The following is a 17090-nucleotide window of genomic DNA, read 5'->3' as shown; positions in this document are numbered from 1 at the left end:
CAGAGCAGCTCATGGACATCGATCAGGCCCGAACCTTCCTGGAAATCGTCCGCTGCGGCAGCCTGGTCGCCGCCGCCGAACGCCTGTTCGTGTCGCAGACCGCCATCACCGCGCGGGTGCAACGCCTGGAGCAGCAACTGGGCTGCCAGCTGTTCGTGCGCAGCCGCAACGGTGCCAGCCTGACCAGCGATGGCGAGGCCTTCGTCAGCTATGCCAACCAGCTGGTGCAGACCTGGGAAGCGGCGCGCCGCGACCTGCCGCTGCCCGAGGGCTGTCAGCAGGTGCTGCACGTGGGGGCGGAGGTGAGCCTGGGCAACCCGATGCTGCTCGACTGGGTCAGCGCCCTGCACCGCGAACTGCCCAGCCACGCCATCCGCAACGAGGTGAGCGATGGCGAATCGTTGCTGCGCAAGGTGGAGATGGGCCTGCTGGACGCCGCGCTGGTGTACCAGCCGACCTACGGCCCGGGGTTGCAGGTGGAGCAGTTGATGGAGGAGAAGCTGATCCGCGTGCGCCGGGTCGACCTGCCCGAGCCGTACATCTACATCGACTGGGGCGAGGCGTTCCGCCGCCAGCACGACGCCGCCCTGCCCGACTGCGCGCGCCCGGCGCTGAGCTTCAACCTCGGGCCGCTGGCGCTGCAGTTCATCCTCGACCAGGGAGGCAGCGGCTATTTCCGCACCCGCGTGGTACAGGCCTACCTGGATAGCGGGGTGTTCGAGCGGGTGCCGCAGGCGCCGGAGTTCACCTACCCGACCTACCTGGTATACCCTCGCAAGCGCGACAGCGAGGCCTTGCAGCAGGCCTTCGCGGTGCTGCGCCGGCTGGTGGCCGCCGGCGCCAGCGACTGGTCACAACGCTGGGACCCGGTGATCTGAAGCAGCGCTGAGCAACTGGCGCTTGAGGCCGGCCACCAGGTCGGTCTGGGTGACCACCCCCACCAACTGCTCACCCTCGAGCACCGGCAGGCAGTGCAGGCCCTGCTCGCTCAACAGCGGCAACAGGCGCTCCAGCGGGTGCTGGCTGCTGACGCTGACGACCCGCCGGCTCATCACCTGCTCCATGCGCACGGCCTTGCGGCCGAACAGGCCACGCCAGCTGAAGCGCCCGCGCTGCATGGCCGGGCCGACCAGGTCGCTGAGGCTGACGATGCCCACCAGCTTGCCCTGTTGCAGCACCGGCAGGGTTTTCAGGTGGTGGCTGGCGAGCATCTTCCAGGCTTGCTCCAAGGTGGTGTCGGGCGAGGCGAACTGCACGTCGCGGGACATCACCGAGGCTGCGGTAATCCCGCCAAGGCTGCGCTGCAATGCATGCTGCTCGGTGGCGAGGATGATCCGTTCCAGCTCGTCGCGGGTGACATCGACGAACTCGCCGAGCTCTTCCAGGGCCTGGTCCAGGTCGGCGCCACGGATACCCACACGCTCGCTGGGCAGCGGGTCGTGGGTGTGGTGCAGGTCCTTGCGCGGCACGGCGCGTTGCGCATAGCGCACGCCGGTCAGGCGGTTGTAGACGATCGCCACCGCCACCAGGATCAGCGCGTTGAGCAGCACCGGCTCCAGCAGGTGATCGCCCATGGCGGTCAGCCCCGGGTCGGCCAGCACCGCGCTCACCGCCACCCCGCCACCGGGCGGGTGCAGGCAGCGCAGCAGGCACATCACCAGGATCGACAGGCCCAGGGCCGCGGCGGCCACCCACAGCTCGGCGCCGAAGCCCTGGCGCATGGCCAGGCCGACCGCGCCGGCCAGGGCATAGCTGCCCAGCACCGGCCAGGGTTGCGCGAGCGGGCCGGAATGCACGGCGAACACCAGCACCGCCGAGGCGGCCAGCGGGCCGAGCAGGTGCAGGGCGATGCTCGGGCCGTAGGCCAGGCTGGTCAGCCAACCGGCGAGGAACAGGCCGAGCAAGGCGCCGATACCGGCACGCAACCATTGCTTGGGGGGAATATTGAGCGACGCCGGCAACAACCGCTGCAGACGACTTTCGGAACGCGAGGCAGACATTTGAATAATCAGGATCTGTAGTTTTCTTGTTTAAAAAGAAAGCCCAGCCGAAAAGGCCTGGGCCTCGTATTGCGGATGCAATAGCACAAGGGGCTCCGTCCATGGAGAGATGGAAACCGTTCGGTTTCGTGAGAAGGATTGTGCCGGGCGGGGGGCGATAGGGCTAATTCAAAAAAATGCGCCTGTACTGCAATTTTTTTGCAGTGCTGATCCGTGCGCAGAACCCGAAGCCGGTGCAATCCCTGTGGGAGCGGGTTTACCCGCGAACACGGGCGAAGCCCGTGCCATGCACCGCGGTGTCTTCTTCGCGGGTAAACCCGCTCCCACAGGGATCGCGCCAGCTTTCAGAAATTGAGCAACACAGTTGCTCCCACTGGGCCCTCTGCCACAGCCCGTCCCGGCGTCATCGAACCTTGCGGGGCAACTCGATGCTTACCCGCAGCCCGCCCAGGGTGCTTTCCAGCAGCGCCAGCCGCCCGCCCCAGGCCTCGACGATATCGCGCACGATGCCCAGCCCCAGGCCGTGCCCATCGACCTGCTCATCCAGCCGCGAGCCACGCTCGAGCACCTGCAGCCGCTGCCCTTCAGGAATTCCAGGACCGTCATCGTCGACCCACAGCCGATAACCGTCGACCGTCGGCGCAATCCCCAGCCGCACCTCGCTGTCCGCCCACTTGCAAGCGTTGTCCAGCAGGTTGCCGAGCAGCTCCAGGAAATCCTCCCGATCCCACGGCAGCAGCAACCCCGGCGGCACATCGCGCTGCAGCAGCAAGCCTTCGCCATGGATCATGGCCAAGGTTTCGAGCAAACCGGGCAACTCGGCATCACAGTCGAACTGCGCCCCCGGCAACGCATCCCCGGCCAGGCGTGCCCGGTTCAGCTCGCGGGTCAGGCGTTGCTGGATCTGCTGCAACTGTTCGCGCATCTGCACCTGCACCTCGGGCAGGCCCTTCAGGCGCTCGCTGGAGGCCAGGCTGAGCAGCACCGCCAACGGCGTCTTCAGGGCGTGACCGAGATTGCCCAGGGCATTGCGCGAACGGCGCAGGCTGTCTTCGGTGTGGCTGAGCAAATGGTTGATCTGGCCCACCAACGGCGCCAGTTCGCTGGGCACCTCGTCATCGAGCTGGGAGCGCTGCCCCTGCTGTAACTGGGCGACCTGCCGACGGGCACGCTCCAGCGGGCGCAGCGAGCGGGTGACGGTGATGCGCTGCAGCACCAGCACGAGGATCAACGCCACCAGGCCCATGCCCAGGCCGATTTGCTGCAGGCGGCGGAAGCCGTCACGCACCGGCGAGTAATCCTGCGCCACGCTGATCGAGATGTCCTGCCCCAGGCGCCGGTAATCGGCCCGCAAAGCCAGCAGTTGCTGCCCCTCCGGGCCCAGCTCATGGCTGTCGGAGAGCCCCGGCGTGGCGGGCTTGGGCATGTCCAGGTCCCACAGCGAGCGCGAGCGCCAGGTGCCCTGGTCGAAATCGATGCGGAAGTAGTACCCCGAGAACGGCCGTTGATAGGCCGCGGAAATGCGCCGCTCGTCCAGCTGCAAGCCGGACGGGCCGCGCACCAGCGCCACCAGCAGGTTCTCGCTCTCCTTGCGCAGGCCATTTTCCAGATAGCGCTGCAACCCTGCCTCGAACAGCCACAGCGTGAGTTGCGCGAGCACCACGCCGACCACCACCAGCACGGCGACGAGGCCGAGGCTCAGGCGCGCCTGGATCGACTTCACCCGGTGCTCCCGGCGTACAGGTAACCCTGGCCGCGGCGAGTCTCGATGACGCTGCGGCCGAGCTTGCGGCGCAGGTGGTTGACGTGGACTTCCAGCACGTTGGAGTCGCGCTCGGTTTCGCCGTCGTACAGGTGCTCGGCCAGGTGGCTCTTGGACAGGATCTGCTGCGGGTGCAGCATGAAGTAGCGCAACAGGCGGAACTCGGCGGCGGTGAGCTGGATGTCGACACCCTCGCGGCTCACGCACTGGCGGCTCTCGTCCAGGTGCAGGCCGGCGGCCTCCAGCGTCGGCTGGTTGGCCAGGCCACGCGCGCGGCGCAGCAGGGCCTGGATGCGCAGCTGCAACTCCTCGGGGTGGAACGGCTTGCTCAGGTAATCGTCGGCCCCGGCCTTCAAGCCCTCGATGCGCTCGGCCCATGAGCCCCGCGCGGTGAGGATCAGCACCGGCGTGGCCAGGCCGCCGGCACGCCATTGCGCCAGCACCTCGAGCCCCGGCAACCCCGGCAGGCCGAGGTCGAGGATGATCAGGTCATAGGGTTCGGTCTGCCCCTGGTACACCGCATCGCGGCCATCGGCCAGCCAGTCCACGGCGTAGCCCTGGCGCTGCAGGCCGGCGGTCAGTTCATCGGCCAGGGGCACATTGTCTTCGACCAGCAACAGGCGCATGTCAGTCGTCTTCCTCGTCTTTGAGCAGGGCCCCGGTGCTGGCATCGAGCTTGATCTCGCGCACCACGCCGTCCGTGGTCAACAGCTCGACTTCATATTCGTAGCGGTCGTCGTCCTCTTCCAGCTCGGCCTCCAGCAGGCGCGCCCCGGGGTAACGCCCCAGGGCGGTGTCCAGCAGTTGCTCGAGCGGCAGGATGACGCCCTTCTGGCGCAGCTTGAGCGCTTCATCCTGGTCCAGATCGCGGGCCGCGGCCAGGGAGCAGACGGCCAGCAGCGACAATGCCAGATAGCGTGCCGGCCGAGGTACGTGAATCATCAGCGGTCCTGTTCGTCCTTGAGCACTTCGCCAGTCTTGGCGTCCAGGTCGACGTCCCACTCGACATTCTGAGTATCGCGCAGCTCGACCTTGTAGATGTAGCGGCCGTACTCGTTCTCAAGCTCCGAGTCCTTCACGGTGGAACCCGGGTGCTTGGCCACGGCGGCAGCCTTGAGCTCATCCAGCGACTTGATGGTCTTGGCGTTGACCAGCTTGACCACTTCGTCAGGCTGGACGTCCTTGGCGAAGGCGGCATTGGCGCCCAGGGCAAGGGCGGCGGCGGTGAACAGGGCAGTCAAGGTTTTCATAGGTTCTCTCCACAAGAGACGTGCAAGTTGTCTACGGGCTCAAGATTACTCGGCGGTCCTTAATTCAACCTGAAAACAGCTGGCCGCATGATAGCGCAGCCCGAGCTGCATCAAGCCCTTATAATGACCTGCACGTTGTCCACGAGATCCGTCATGAGCGCCATCCACATCAAATTCCCTGCCCTCACCTTCAAGGCGGGCCAGCGGGCCTTGCGCCAGATTCGCGAAAAGGGCCTGCAGGCAGCCGATGTGGGGGTGCTGCCCGGCGCGGCGGGCGGCCCCAAGCCATTGGGGATCCAGGGGCTGGACCTGGCGCTGTTCGGTGAATGGCTGCCGTCCGCGCCGCGCCAGCGCGCGCTGATCGGTGCGTCGATCGGCTCCTGGCGCTTCGCCAGTGCCTGCCTCGATGACCCGCTCGCCAGCATCCGCCGCCTGGGCGAGCTGTACACCGAGCAGGACTTTGCCAAGGGCGCCACCCCGGCCGAGATCAGCCGCAGCTGCCAGCGCATGCTCGACGACCTGCTGCAAGGCTGCGACGGGCAAATCCTCGCCAACCCGCTTTACCGCCTGAACATCCTGGTGGTGAAGAGCCACGGCCAGCTCGCCCACGACCACCGCGGCCGCCTGGGCATGGGCCTGGGTTCGGTGATCGCCAGCAACCTGTTGGGCCGCGCACGCCTGGGGCGGCACTTCGAGCGCGTCATCCTGCACGATGCGCGCAGCGCGCCACCCCTCGATGCGCTCACCGACTTCCCTTCGCGCTGCCTGCCGCTGGACCTGGCCAACCTGCGCCACGCCCTGCTCGCCTCGGGCTCGATTCCGATGGTGATGGAGGGCGTGCGCGACATCCCCGGCGCCGGTTCCGGCACCTACCGCGACGGCGGCCTGCTCGACTACCACCTGGATCTGCCCTACCGCGGTGACGACCTGGTGCTGTACCCGCACTTCACCGACAAGGTGGTCCCCGGCTGGTTCGACAAGGCCCTGCCCTGGCGCAAGGGCGATGCCACGCGCCTGCAGAACGTGCTGCTGCTGACCCCGTCGCCGCAGTACCTGGCTGCCCTGCCCTACGGCAAGCTGCCAGACCGCAACGACTTCAAGCGCTTCATGGGCGATGCACCGGCGCGCAAGCGCTACTGGTACCAGGCGATCGCCGAAAGCCGGCGGCTGGGCGACGAGTTGCTGGAGCTGATTGCCACCGGGCGGCTGCACGAACGCCTGCAAGCCTTGTAGCGGCCATGCTGGTAGACTGCGCGCATTATTGATTCATGCAGAGTTACGACAGTGGAAATCTTCAAGGAATTTACATTCGAATCGGCCCACCGCCTGCCCCACGTGCCGGAAGGCCACAAGTGTGGCCGCCTGCATGGCCACTCGTTCAAGGTCGGCCTGCACCTGACCGGCCCGCTCGACCCGCACACCGGCTGGATCCGTGACTTCGCCGAGGTCAAGGCGATCTTCAAGCCGATCTACGAGCAGCTGGACCACAACTACCTGAACGACATCCCGGGCCTGGAAAACCCCACCAGCGAAGTGATCGCCAAGTGGATCTGGGAGCAGGTCAAGCCGCTGATGCCGGAACTGTCGAAGGTGCGCATCCACGAAACCTGCACCAGCGGCTGCGAATACACCGGCGACTGAGGCGCTGCGCTCACTGGCCCTGCGCGCTGCCCATGGCGTCGCGCAGGAAGCTGGGGGCGATGTAACGCTGGTAGTGGGCCTCGGAGAGCAGGAAGAATTCGCGGTCGATGGCGTCGCGCAACTGCGGCAACTCCCAGTCGCGAAACTCCGGCAGCAGCGCCATGCCGTAGGCCTCCAGGTCGCGAATCATCCGCGCTCCGCGGGCTATCAGCTGATAGGCCCAGCAATATTCCGACTGTTGCTCGACGTAGCGGATCGAGCGCTGCTGCAGCTGCTGGCGCAGCAGGCCTTTGTCGAACACTTCCAGCTTGGCCATCATCACCTGCACCAGCAGTTGCTCCAGGCGCAGCCACACCGCGCGCTTCTGCTCGTCGTCGTAACCGTTCCAGTTGATCACTTCGTGGTGGAAACGCTTGCAGCCACGGCACACCGTGTCTCCGTAGACGGTGGAGCAGAGGCCGACGCAAGGGGTCTTGATGGACTGGTTGGACATTGGAAAACAACGGCTTGGCGGTGGAACACGGGGTCATGTTAGCCCTTTGTCTAACCAGGGTCACCCGTTAAAGTCATGTTCAGCGCCTTACCTTCGGGATTTTTTTGCCGTAGAATCATCCCGCCTTTTCAAAGGCAACAATGTCCGTTGGAAGCTGTTTTCAAAGCGTCACGAGCACAGTTCATCCGGTAGAACGGCGTTGGCCCGGGCCATGCACCCCTCGCATGCCCGCGCCAGCCCTCATCAGTTTCCGTTCTGCAGGCGTAAAACTTTGAAAGCAGCTTCTGTAAGGATTCTTTGCGACCCTGGCTGGGCGGCCCAAAAAGCCGTGACCGCGCATGGGTGCATCGAATGCTGGATGAGCGTCCCGGACTCCCTTTAGGGACCACTGATGAGGGTAATAACTGTGCTTGAAGCCTACCGCAAACACATCGAAGAGCGTGCCGCCCTGGGTATCGTGCCCCAGCCGCTGAACGCCGAACAAACTGCAGGCCTGGTCGAGCTGCTGAAAAACCCGCCGGCCGGCGAAGAAGCCTTCCTCGTAGACCTGATCACCAACCGCGTTCCGCCAGGGGTCGACGAAGCTGCCTACGTCAAGGCCGCTTTCCTCTCCGCCATCGCCAAGGGCGAAGCCAAGTCGCCACTGCTCGACCGCAAGCACGCCACCGAGCTGCTGGGCACCATGCAGGGCGGCTACAACATCGAGACGCTGGTCGCGCTGCTGGACGACGCCGAACTGGGCGCCGTCGCGGCCGAACAGCTCAAGCACACCCTGCTGATGTTCGACGCCTTCCACGACGTGGCCGAAAAGGCCAAGGCCGGCAACGTTCACGCCAAGGCCGTGCTGGAATCCTGGGCTGCCGGCGAGTGGTTCACCTCGCGCCCGGCGATCGCCGACAAGTACACCCTGACCGTGTTCAAGGTGCCAGGCGAAACCAACACCGACGACCTGTCCCCTGCCCCGGACGCCTGGTCGCGCCCTGACATCCCGCTGCACGCCCTGGCCATGCTGAAAATGGCCCGTGACGGCATCGAGCCGTCGCAGCCAGGTTCGGTCGGCCCGCTGGCGCAGATCGAAGCGGTCAAGGCCAAGGGCTTCCCGGTTGCCTACGTCGGTGACGTGGTCGGTACCGGCTCCTCGCGTAAATCCGCCACCAACTCGGTGCTGTGGTTCTTCGGCGACGACATCCCGAACGTGCCGAACAAGCGCGCCGGTGGCTTCTGCTTCGGCACCAAGATCGCCCCGATCTTCTACAACACCATGGAAGACGCCGGCGCCCTGCCGATCGAATTCGACTGCACCGACCTGGCCATGGGCGACGTCATCGACGTCTACCCGTTCAAGGGTGAAGTACGCCGTCACGGCAGCGACGACCTGGTCACCAGCTTCGCGCTGAAGACCGAAGTGCTGCTCGACGAAGTCCGCGCTGGCGGCCGTATCCCGCTGATCGTCGGCCGTGGCCTGACCGAAAAGGCCCGTGCCGAACTGGGCCTGGGTGCTTCCGACCTGTTCAAGAAGCCAGAGCAGCCTGCCGACTCCGGCAAGGGCTTCACCCTGGCGCAGAAGATGGTCGGCCGCGCCTGCGGTCTGCCGGAAGGCCAGGGCGTGCGCCCAGGTGCCTACTGCGAGCCGAAGATGACCACCGTCGGCTCCCAGGACACCACTGGCCCGATGACCCGCGACGAGCTGAAAGACCTGGCGTGCCTGGGCTTCTCCGCTGACCTGGTGATGCAGTCGTTCTGCCACACCGCGGCCTATCCGAAGCCGATCGACGTCACCACCCACCACACCCTGCCAGACTTCATCCGCACCCGTGGCGGCGTGTCGCTGCGTCCGGGCGACGGCATCATCCACAGCTGGCTGAACCGCATGCTGATGCCTGACACCGTGGGCACCGGTGGCGACTCGCACACCCGCTTCCCGATCGGCATCTCGTTCCCGGCCGGCTCCGGCCTGGTGGCTTTCGCCGCCGCCACCGGCGTCATGCCGCTGGACATGCCAGAGTCGATCCTGGTGCGCTTCAAGGGCAAGCTGCAACCAGGCATCACCCTGCGTGACCTGGTGCACGCCATCCCTTACTACGCCATCCAGAAGGGCCTGCTGACCGTCGAGAAGAAGGGCAAGAAGAACGCCTTCTCCGGCCGCATCCTGGAAATCGAAGGCCTCAACGACCTGACCGTCGAGCAAGCTTTCGAGCTGTCCGACGCCTCGGCCGAACGCTCCGCTGCCGGTTGCACCATCAAGCTGCCAGAGAAGGCCATCGCCGAGTACCTGCAGTCCAACATCACCCTGCTGCGCTGGATGATCGGCGAAGGCTACGGCGATGCCCGCACCCTGGAGCGTCGCGCCCAGGCCATGGAAGCCTGGCTGGCCAAGCCTGAGCTGCTGTCGGCCGATGCCGATGCCGAATACGCCGAAATCATCGAGATCGACCTGGCCGACGTCAAGGAGCCTGTGCTCTGCGCGCCGAACGACCCGGACGATGCCCGCCTGCTGTCCTCGGTACAGGGCGAGAAGATCGACGAAGTGTTCATCGGTTCGTGCATGACCAACATCGGTCACTTCCGCGCTGCCGGCAAGCTGCTGGACAAGGTCAAGGGCGGCATCCCGACCCGCCTGTGGCTGGCCCCGCCAACCAAGATGGACGCCCACCAGCTGACCGAAGAAGGCTACTACGGCATCTACGGCAAGGCCGGTGCGCGCATGGAAATGCCAGGCTGCTCGCTGTGCATGGGTAACCAGGCACGTGTGCAGACCGGTTCGACCGTGGTCTCCACCTCGACCCGCAACTTCCCGAACCGTCTGGGCGACGCCACCAACGTGTACCTGGCCTCGGCCGAGCTGGCGGCGGTCGCTTCGATCATCGGCAAGCTGCCGACCGTCGAAGAGTACATGCAGTACGCCAAAGACATCGACAGCATGGCTGCCGACGTCTACCGCTACCTGAGCTTCGACCAGATCGCCGAGTTCCGCGAAGCGGCAGCCAACGCCAAGATCCCGGTGGTTCAGGCGTAAGCATCGGTTGTAGGCTGTAAAACAAAGCCCCGGCAGAAATGCCGGGGCTTTTTGTTTCTCCTGTACTGGCCTCTTCGCGGGTAAACCCGCTCCCACAGGTTGATCACAAACTTGAAGATCTGTGCAGCACCTGTGGGAGCGGGTTTACCCGCGAAGAGGCCGGCACAGGCATCCTCAGATCACGAACAGCTCCACAAAGCTGTGCACCGCCATCTGCTCCAGCGCCTGCTGGTCCTTGCACAAGTCGAATATCCGCTGGCACCGCTGCCGCGCGAACCGTGTCGCCAGGTTCTCCCTGAACTTGGCCTCCAGCAACGGTATCCCTTCCCCGCGCCGGCGCCGATGGCCGACCGGGTACTCCACCAGCACCTGTTCGGTGCTGCTGCCATCCTTGAAGAACACCTGCACGGCATTGGCGATCGAGCGCTTGTCCGCCTCCAGGTATTCGCGACTGAAACGCGGCTCCTCGACCACCTCCATCTTCTCGCGCAGGCGGTCGATGCTGGGGTGGTTGGCATGGAAGGCATCTTCATAATGCTCGGCCACCAGGTGCCCGAAAATCAGCGGCACCGCCACCATGTACTGCAGGCAGTGGTCGCGGTCGGCGGCGTTGGCCAGCGGGCCGCTTTTGGAAATGATGCGGATCGCCGACTCCTGGGTGGTGATGACGATACGGTCGATCTCATGCAAGCGGTTGCGCACCAGCGGATGCAAGGTCACGGCCGCTTCGCAGGCGGTCTGGGCATGGAACTCGGCAGGGAAGCTGACCTTGAACAGCACGTTTTCCATCACGTAGCTGGCCAGCGCCTGGGGCAGGCGCAGCTCGTACTGGCCGGCAGGCTTGAGGGCGAGGTCCTTGTTGGTATGGCTGAACGACACCTCGTAGAAGCCCCACTGCGGCGCGGTCAGCACGCTCGGCACGCCCATCTCGCCACGCAGGGCGATGTCGGCCAGGCGCACGCCGCGGCTCGACGCATCGCCCGCTGCCCAGGATTTGCGCGAGCCGGCATTGGGCGCATGGCGGTAGGTGCGCAGCGCCTGGCCATCGACGAAGGCGTGGGACAACGCCGACAGCATCTGCTCGCGGTTGGCGCCCATCAACCGGGCACACACGGCCGTCGAGGCAACCTTGACCAGGATCACGTGATCGAGGCCGACCCGGTTGAAAGCGTTCTCCAGCGCCAGCACGCCCTGGATCTCGTGGGCCATGACCATGGCTTCGAGCACATCGCGCATCAGCAGCGGCGCCTCGCCCGCCGCCACACGCTTCTGCGACAGGTGATCGGCCACCGCCAGGATACCGCCCAGGTTGTCCGACGGGTGCGCCCATTCGGCGGCCAGCCAGGTGTCGTTGTAGTCCAGCCAGCGCACCGTGCAGCCGATGTCCCAGGCAGCCTTGACCGGGTCGAGGCGGTAGGACGTGCCGGGGACACGGGCGCCGTTGGGCACCAGGGTGCCTTCGACCAGCGGGCCGAGGAGCTTGGTGCATTCGGGGAAGCGCAGCGCCAGCAGGCCGCAGCCGAGGGTGTCCATCAGGCAGTTGCGCGCGGTGTCCAGGGCCTCGGGGGATTCGACCTGGTAGGTGAGGGCGTAGTCGGCGAGGGTTTGCAGCACCCGGTCGTAGTCCGGGCGGTCGTTCAGGTCCACGTTGGCGCTCATATTCACTCCCTTTGGGATTGCTGGGGGCGCTTTGCGCCCCTTTCGCGACACAAGGCCGCTCCTACAGGAGATCACATGCCTTGTAGGAGCGGCCTTGTGTCGCGAAAGGGCTGCAAAGCAGCCCCGACCAACTAAAGCCGAGCGCCAGGGGTGCGTCAGAAGCTGTCGCCAGGCACGCGAACCCAGCCTTCCATCAGCACGCGAGCACTGCGGCTCATGATTGCCTTGGTCACCGTCCATTCGCCATCCACCTGACGCGCCTCGGCACCGACCCGCAAGGTGCCGGACGGATGCCCGAAGCGCACCGCGCTGCGCTCGCCCCCGCCCGCGGCGAGGTTGACCAGCGTCCCCGGAATGGCCGCGGCAGTACCGATCGCCACGGCTGCGGTGCCCATCATCGCGTGGTGCAGCTTGCCCATGGACAGCGCACGCACCAGCAGGTCGATGTCGGCCACCGCGACGGCTTTGCCACTGGAGGCAGTGTAGGCGCTCGGCGGCGCGACGAACGCCACTTTCGGCGTGTGCTGACGCCCGGCGGCCTGGTCGACGTGTTCGATCAGGCCCATGCGCACGGCGCCATGGGCGCGGATCGTCTCGAAGCGCTGCAACGCCTGGGGGTCGCCGTTGATCGCATCCTGCAATTCGGTGCCGGTGTAGCCAATGTCGGCAGCGTTGACGAACACGGTCGGGATACCGGCGTTGATCATGGTCGCCTTGAAGGTGCCGATGCCCGGCACTTCCAGGTCATCCACCAGGTTACCGGTGGGGAACATCGCGCCGCCAGCACCCTCCTCGTCGGCAGCCGGATCGAGGAATTCGAGCTGCACCTCGGCGGCCGGAAAGGTCACGCCGTCCAGTTCGAAGTCACCGGTTTCCTGCACCTCGCCTGCACTGATCGGCACATGGGCGATGATGGTCTTGCCGATGTTCGCCTGCCAGATGCGCACGGCGGCCATGCCATTGCGCGGGATGCGCGCCGGGTCGACCAGGCCGTTGCCGATGGCGAACGCCCCCACGGCGGCGGAGAGGTTGCCGCAGTTGCCGCTCCAGTCGACGAAGGCCTTGTCGATGGCGACCTGGCCGAACAGGTAGTCGACATCGTGGTCGGGGCTGAGGCTTTTCGACAGGATCACGGTCTTGCTGGTGCTGGAGGTGGCGCCGCCCATGCCATCGATCTGCTTGGCGTAGGGGTCGGGGCTGCCGATTACCCGCAGCAACAAGGCGTCGCGGACCGGGCCGGGGACCTGGGCCGGTTCCGGCAGGTCCTGCAGGCGGAAGAACACGCCCTTGCTGGTGCCGCCACGGATAAAGGTGGCGGGAATCTTTACTTGCGCTGCATGTGCCATGTTCAAGTCCTGTTCAAGCGGTCGCTTCGAGGAAGTCCTGGGCGAAGCGCTGCAGCACCCCGCCCGCTTCGTAGATCGACACTTCCTCGGCAGTGTCCAGGCGGCAGGTCACCGGCACTTCAAGGCGTTCGCCACTGCGCCGGGTGACCACCAGGGTCAAGGTCGCCCGCGGCTTGCGCTCGCCGAGCACGTCATAGGTCTCGCTGCCGTCCAGGCCCAGGGTCTTGCGGTCGGTGCCCGGCTTGAATTCCAGCGGCAGCACGCCCATCCCCACCAGGTTGGTGCGGTGAATGCGCTCGAAGCCTTCGGCGACGATCGCCTCGACCCCGGCCAGGCGCACGCCCTTGGCCGCCCAGTCACGGGACGAGCCCTGGCCATAGTCGCCACCGGCAACGATGATCAGTGGCTGCTTGCGCGCCATGTAGGTCTCGATGGCCTCCCACATGCGGGTCACCCTGCCCTCCGGCTCGATGCGCGCCAGCGAACCCTGGCGCACGCTGCCGTCGTCCTTGCGCACCATCTCGTTGAACAGCTTGGGGTTGGCGAAGGTGGCGCGCTGGGCGGTCAGGTGGTCGCCACGGTGGGTGGCGTAGGAGTTGAAGTCCTCTTCCGGCAGGCCCATCTTCGCCAGGTATTCGCCGGCGGCGCTGTCGAGCAGGATGGCGTTGGACGGCGACAGGTGGTCGGTGGTGATGTTGTCCGGCAGCACCGCCAGCGGGCGCATGCCGCGCAGGGTGCGCTCGCCGGCCAGGGCACCTTCCCAGTAGGGCGGGCGACGGATGTAGGTACTCATCGGGCGCCATTGGTACAGCGGCGCCACCTTCGGCCCGCGGTCTTCCTCGATGGCGAACATCGGAATGTAGACCTTGCGGAACTGCTCGGGCTTGACCGCCGCGCGCACCACTTCGTCGATTTCCGCATCGCTCGGCCAGATGTCCTTGAGGCGGATTTCCCGGCCGTCGACCACGCCCAGCACATCCTTCTCGATGTCGAAGCGGATGGTGCCGGCGATGGCGTAGGCCACCACCAGCGGCGGCGAAGCGAGGAATGCCTGCTTGGCATAGGGGTGAATGCGCCCGTCGAAGTTACGGTTGCCCGACAGCACGGCCGTGGCGTAAAGGTCGCGGTCGATGATCTCCTGCTGGATCACCGGGTCCAGCGCGCCGGACATGCCGTTGCAGGTGGTGCAGGCAAAGGCGACGATGCCGAAGCCCAGTTGCTCGAGCTCCTTTTCCAGCCCCGCCTCTTCCAGGTACAGCTGCACGGCCTTGGAGCCCGGCGCCAGGGACGACTTGACCCACGGCTTGCGCGCCAGGCCAAGCCGGTTGGCGTTGCGCGCCAGGAGGCCTGCGGCGATCACATTGCGTGGGTTGCTGGTATTGGTGCAGCTGGTGATGGCGGCGATGATCACCGCACCGTCGGGCATCTGCCCCGGTACTTCTTCCCAGGCCCCGGCGATGCCCTTGGCCGCCAGCTCGCTGGTGGCGACCCGGGCGTGCGGGTTGGACGGGCCGGCCATGTTGCGCACCACGCTCGACAGGTCGAAGCTCAGGGTGCGCTCGTATTCGGCCTTGGCCAGGCTGTCGGCCCAGAGGCCGGCGACCTTGGCGTAGGTTTCCACCAGCTGTACCTGCTGGTCGTCGCGGCCGGTCAGCTTGAGGTAGTCGATGGTCTGCTGGTCGATGGCGAACATCGCTGCCGTGGCACCGTATTCCGGGGCCATGTTGGAAATGGTGGCGCGATCGCCCAGGGTCAGCGCGCGCGCCCCTTGGCCATGGAATTCGAGGTAGGCGCCGACCACCTTCTGCTTGCGCAGGAACTCGGTCAGGGCCAGCACCAGGTCGGTGGCGGTGATGTTCGGCGCCAGGCGGCCGGTCAGCTCGACGCCGACGATCTCCGGCAAGCGCATCCACGAGGCGCGGCCGAGCATGACGTTCTCGGCTTCCAGCCCCCCGACACCGATGGCGATCACGCCCAGGGCGTCGACATGCGGAGTGTGGCTGTCGGTGCCGACGCAGGTGTCCGGGTATGCCACGCCGCGGTCGTTGTGGATCACCGGCGACATCTTCTCCAGGTTGATCTGGTGCATGATGCCGTTGCCCGGCTGGATCACGTCGACGTTCTTGAACGCCTTCTTGGTCCAGTTGATGAAATGGAAGCGGTCCTCGTTGCGCCGGTCTTCGATGGCGCGGTTCTTGTCGAACGCCTGCGGATCGAAACCGCCGCATTCCACGGCCAGGGAATGGTCGACGATCAGCTGCACCGGCACCACCGGGTTGACCTGGGCCGGGTCCCCGCCCTTGTCGGCGATGGCGTCGCGCAGGCCGGCCAGGTCGACCAGGGCGGTCTGGCCGAGGATGTCGTGGCACACCACCCGGGCCGGGAACCACGGGAAGTCGAGGTCGCGCTTGCGCTCGATCAGTTGGCCCAGCGAGGCGTCGAGGGTGGCCGGGTCGCAGCGGCGCACGAGGTTTTCGGCGAGCACGCGGGAGGTGTACGGCAGGCCATCGTAAGCACCGGGCTTGATCGCCTCGACGGCGGCGCGGGCATCGAAGTAGTCCAGGGCGGTGCCTGGCAGGTTCTTGCGGTAGGCAGTGTTCATATCGTTATCAGGCTCGGCACGGTATTCGGTAAGCAGGTCTGGCCCTTGGGGGCGCTGCGCGCCCCTTTCGCGACGCAAGGCCGCTCCTACAGGGGCTGCGCAGCAGCCCCGGCGATCTATGACTCAACGTTGCTCGATCGGCACGAACTGGCGCTGTTCGACGCCGACATACTCGGCGCTCGGGCGGATGATGCGGTTGTTGGCACGCTGCTCGAATACGTGCGCAGCCCAGCCGGTCAGGCGCGAGCAGACGAAGATCGGGGTGAACAGCTTGGTCGGGATGCCCATGAAGTGGTACGCCGAGGCATGGTAGAAGTCGGCGTTGGGGAACAGCCGCTTCTGCTCCCACATGGTCTTGTCGATGGCTTCGGAGACCGGGTACAGCAGTGTGTCACCGACCGCGTCGGCGAGCTGCTTCGACCAGCCCTTGATCACCTCGTTGCGCGGATCGGACTCTTTGTAGATGGCATGGCCGAAGCCCATGATCTTGTCCTTGCGCTCGAGCATGCGCAGCAGCTCGGCGGTGGCCTCCTGCGGGCTCTGGAAGCGCTCGATCAGCTCCATCGCCGCCTCGTTGGCGCCGCCGTGCAGCGGGCCGCGCAGCGAACCGATGGCGGCGGTGACGCAGGAATACAGGTCGGACAAGGTCGAGGCGCAGACCCGCGCGGTGAAGGTCGAGGCATTGAATTCGTGCTCGGCGTAGAGGATCAGCGAGACGTTCATCACCTTGACGTGCAGTTCGCTCGGTTTCTTGCCGTGCAGCAGCTGCAGGAAATGGCCGCCGAGGGTGTCTTCGTCGCTGCTGCAATCGATGCGCACGCCATGGTGGGTGAAGCGGTACCAGTAGCACATCACCGCCGGGAACAGCGCCAGCAGGCGGTCGGTCTTGTCGCGCTGCTGCTCGAAGGTCAGTTCGGGCTCGAGGGTGCCGAGCACCGAGCAGCCGGTGCGCATCACATCCATCGGATGGGCATCGCGCGGAATGCGCTCGAGCACTTCCTTCAGCGCCTGGGGCAGGTCGCGCAGGCCTTTGAGCCTGGTTTTGTAGTCGGCAAGTTCGGCCTTGCTCGGCAGCTCGCCGTACAGCAACAGGTAGGCGACTTCCTCGAATTCGGCGTCGGCGGCCAGGTCACGGACGTCGTAACCCCGGTAGGTCAGGCCGGCACCGGCCTGGCCGACGGTGGACAGCGCGGTCTGGCCGGCCACCTGGCCGCGCAGGCCTGCGCCACTGAGTACTTTTGCTTCGGCCATGGTGTTTCTCCTTTCTTGAACTTGTTATAGGAATCTTTCTGGCTGATCGGCTTTGCCTGTGCCGGCCTCT

14 protein-coding genes are annotated in these 17090 nt (G+C 65.9%); 4 read left to right on the top strand and 10 right to left on the bottom strand.

Annotated features, from left to right (window positions below; translation table 11 throughout):
• Positions 1-11: 11 nt before the first annotated feature.
• The gene (locus tag ACIP21_RS02860; RefSeq protein WP_400683705.1) at positions 12-878 is read left to right on the top strand and encodes a LysR family transcriptional regulator; all 867 of its coding nucleotides are present in this window, start codon (positions 12-14) and stop codon (positions 876-878) included.
• On the opposite strand, the gene ACIP21_RS02855 is transcribed toward ACIP21_RS02860, so the two are convergent.
• From ACIP21_RS02855 to ACIP21_RS02835, 5 genes are all read right to left on the bottom strand, one after another.
• Entirely contained in the window at positions 852-2000 is a 1149-nt protein-coding gene (locus ACIP21_RS02855; RefSeq protein WP_400683702.1) for an HPP family protein, read from the bottom strand. The genes ACIP21_RS02860 and ACIP21_RS02855 overlap by 27 nt on opposite strands.
• Positions 2001-2403: 403 nt before the next feature.
• Complete coding sequence (locus ACIP21_RS02850; protein ID WP_400683700.1) at positions 2404-3723, bottom strand: sensor histidine kinase; 1320 nt, start codon at positions 3721-3723, stop codon at positions 2404-2406.
• Positions 3720-4388, bottom strand: coding sequence for a response regulator transcription factor (locus ACIP21_RS02845; RefSeq protein ID WP_400683697.1), 669 nt, complete (start codon positions 4386-4388; stop codon positions 3720-3722). The genes ACIP21_RS02850 and ACIP21_RS02845 overlap by 4 nt, the downstream gene beginning before the upstream one ends.
• Before the next feature lies 1 nt (position 4389).
• Positions 4390-4704, bottom strand: coding sequence for a PepSY domain-containing protein (locus ACIP21_RS02840; RefSeq protein ID WP_400683695.1), 315 nt, complete (start codon positions 4702-4704; stop codon positions 4390-4392).
• The gene (locus tag ACIP21_RS02835; RefSeq protein ID WP_400683692.1) at positions 4704-5012 is read right to left on the bottom strand and encodes a PepSY domain-containing protein; all 309 of its coding nucleotides are present in this window, start codon (positions 5010-5012) and stop codon (positions 4704-4706) included. Before ACIP21_RS02835 ends, ACIP21_RS02840 begins: the two co-directional genes overlap by 1 nt.
• A 153-nt stretch (positions 5013-5165) precedes the next feature.
• Between ACIP21_RS02835 and ACIP21_RS02830 the strand changes: the two genes are divergently transcribed.
• Together ACIP21_RS02830 and queD are read left to right on the top strand one after the other, a co-directional pair.
• Complete coding sequence (locus tag ACIP21_RS02830) at positions 5166-6245, top strand: patatin-like phospholipase family protein (protein WP_400683689.1); 1080 nt, start codon at positions 5166-5168, stop codon at positions 6243-6245.
• A gap of 51 nt (positions 6246-6296) precedes the next feature.
• Positions 6297-6653 carry a 6-carboxytetrahydropterin synthase QueD gene (queD, locus tag ACIP21_RS02825; protein WP_043202104.1) on the top strand — a complete coding sequence of 119 codons (357 nt, stop codon included), beginning with the start codon at positions 6297-6299 and terminating at the stop codon, positions 6651-6653.
• A 10-nt stretch (positions 6654-6663) separates the two neighbouring features.
• Here the strand turns inward: queD and ACIP21_RS02820 are convergent, their stop codons facing one another.
• A complete protein-coding gene (locus tag ACIP21_RS02820; protein ID WP_400683686.1) occupies positions 6664-7146 on the bottom strand; it encodes a DUF1289 domain-containing protein in 483 nt (160 codons plus the stop codon).
• Between the two features lie 406 nt (positions 7147-7552).
• On the opposite strand from ACIP21_RS02820, the gene acnB reads away from it, so the two are divergent.
• Complete coding sequence (gene acnB, locus ACIP21_RS02815) at positions 7553-10162, top strand: bifunctional aconitate hydratase 2/2-methylisocitrate dehydratase (RefSeq protein WP_400684292.1); 2610 nt, start codon at positions 7553-7555, stop codon at positions 10160-10162.
• A gap of 174 nt (positions 10163-10336) precedes the next feature.
• On the opposite strand, the gene prpD is transcribed toward acnB, so the two are convergent.
• The 4 genes from prpD to prpC all read right to left on the bottom strand — a co-directional run bounded on the left by prpD (position 10337) and on the right by prpC (position 17020).
• Entirely contained in the window at positions 10337-11821 is a 1485-nt protein-coding gene (gene prpD, locus ACIP21_RS02810) for a 2-methylcitrate dehydratase (protein WP_400683684.1), read from the bottom strand.
• A gap of 155 nt (positions 11822-11976) precedes the next feature.
• On the bottom strand, positions 11977-13167 hold the full coding sequence (gene prpF, locus ACIP21_RS02805) for a 2-methylaconitate cis-trans isomerase PrpF (protein WP_400683682.1): 1191 nt from the start codon (positions 13165-13167) through the stop codon (positions 11977-11979).
• A gap of 13 nt (positions 13168-13180) precedes the next feature.
• Positions 13181-15769, bottom strand: a complete 2589-nt coding sequence (gene acnD / locus ACIP21_RS02800) for a Fe/S-dependent 2-methylisocitrate dehydratase AcnD (protein ID WP_400683680.1) — start codon at positions 15767-15769, stop codon at positions 13181-13183.
• A gap of 123 nt (positions 15770-15892) precedes the next feature.
• Positions 15893-17020, bottom strand: coding sequence for a 2-methylcitrate synthase (gene prpC, locus ACIP21_RS02795; protein ID WP_400683678.1), 1128 nt, complete (start codon positions 17018-17020; stop codon positions 15893-15895).
• Positions 17021-17090 lie beyond the last annotated feature (70 nt).

The organism is Pseudomonas sp. NPDC089401 (assembly GCF_044749485.1).
Taxonomy (GTDB): domain Bacteria; phylum Pseudomonadota; class Gammaproteobacteria; order Pseudomonadales; family Pseudomonadaceae; genus Aquipseudomonas.
This window is presented reverse-complemented; position numbering and strand designations above follow the sequence as displayed.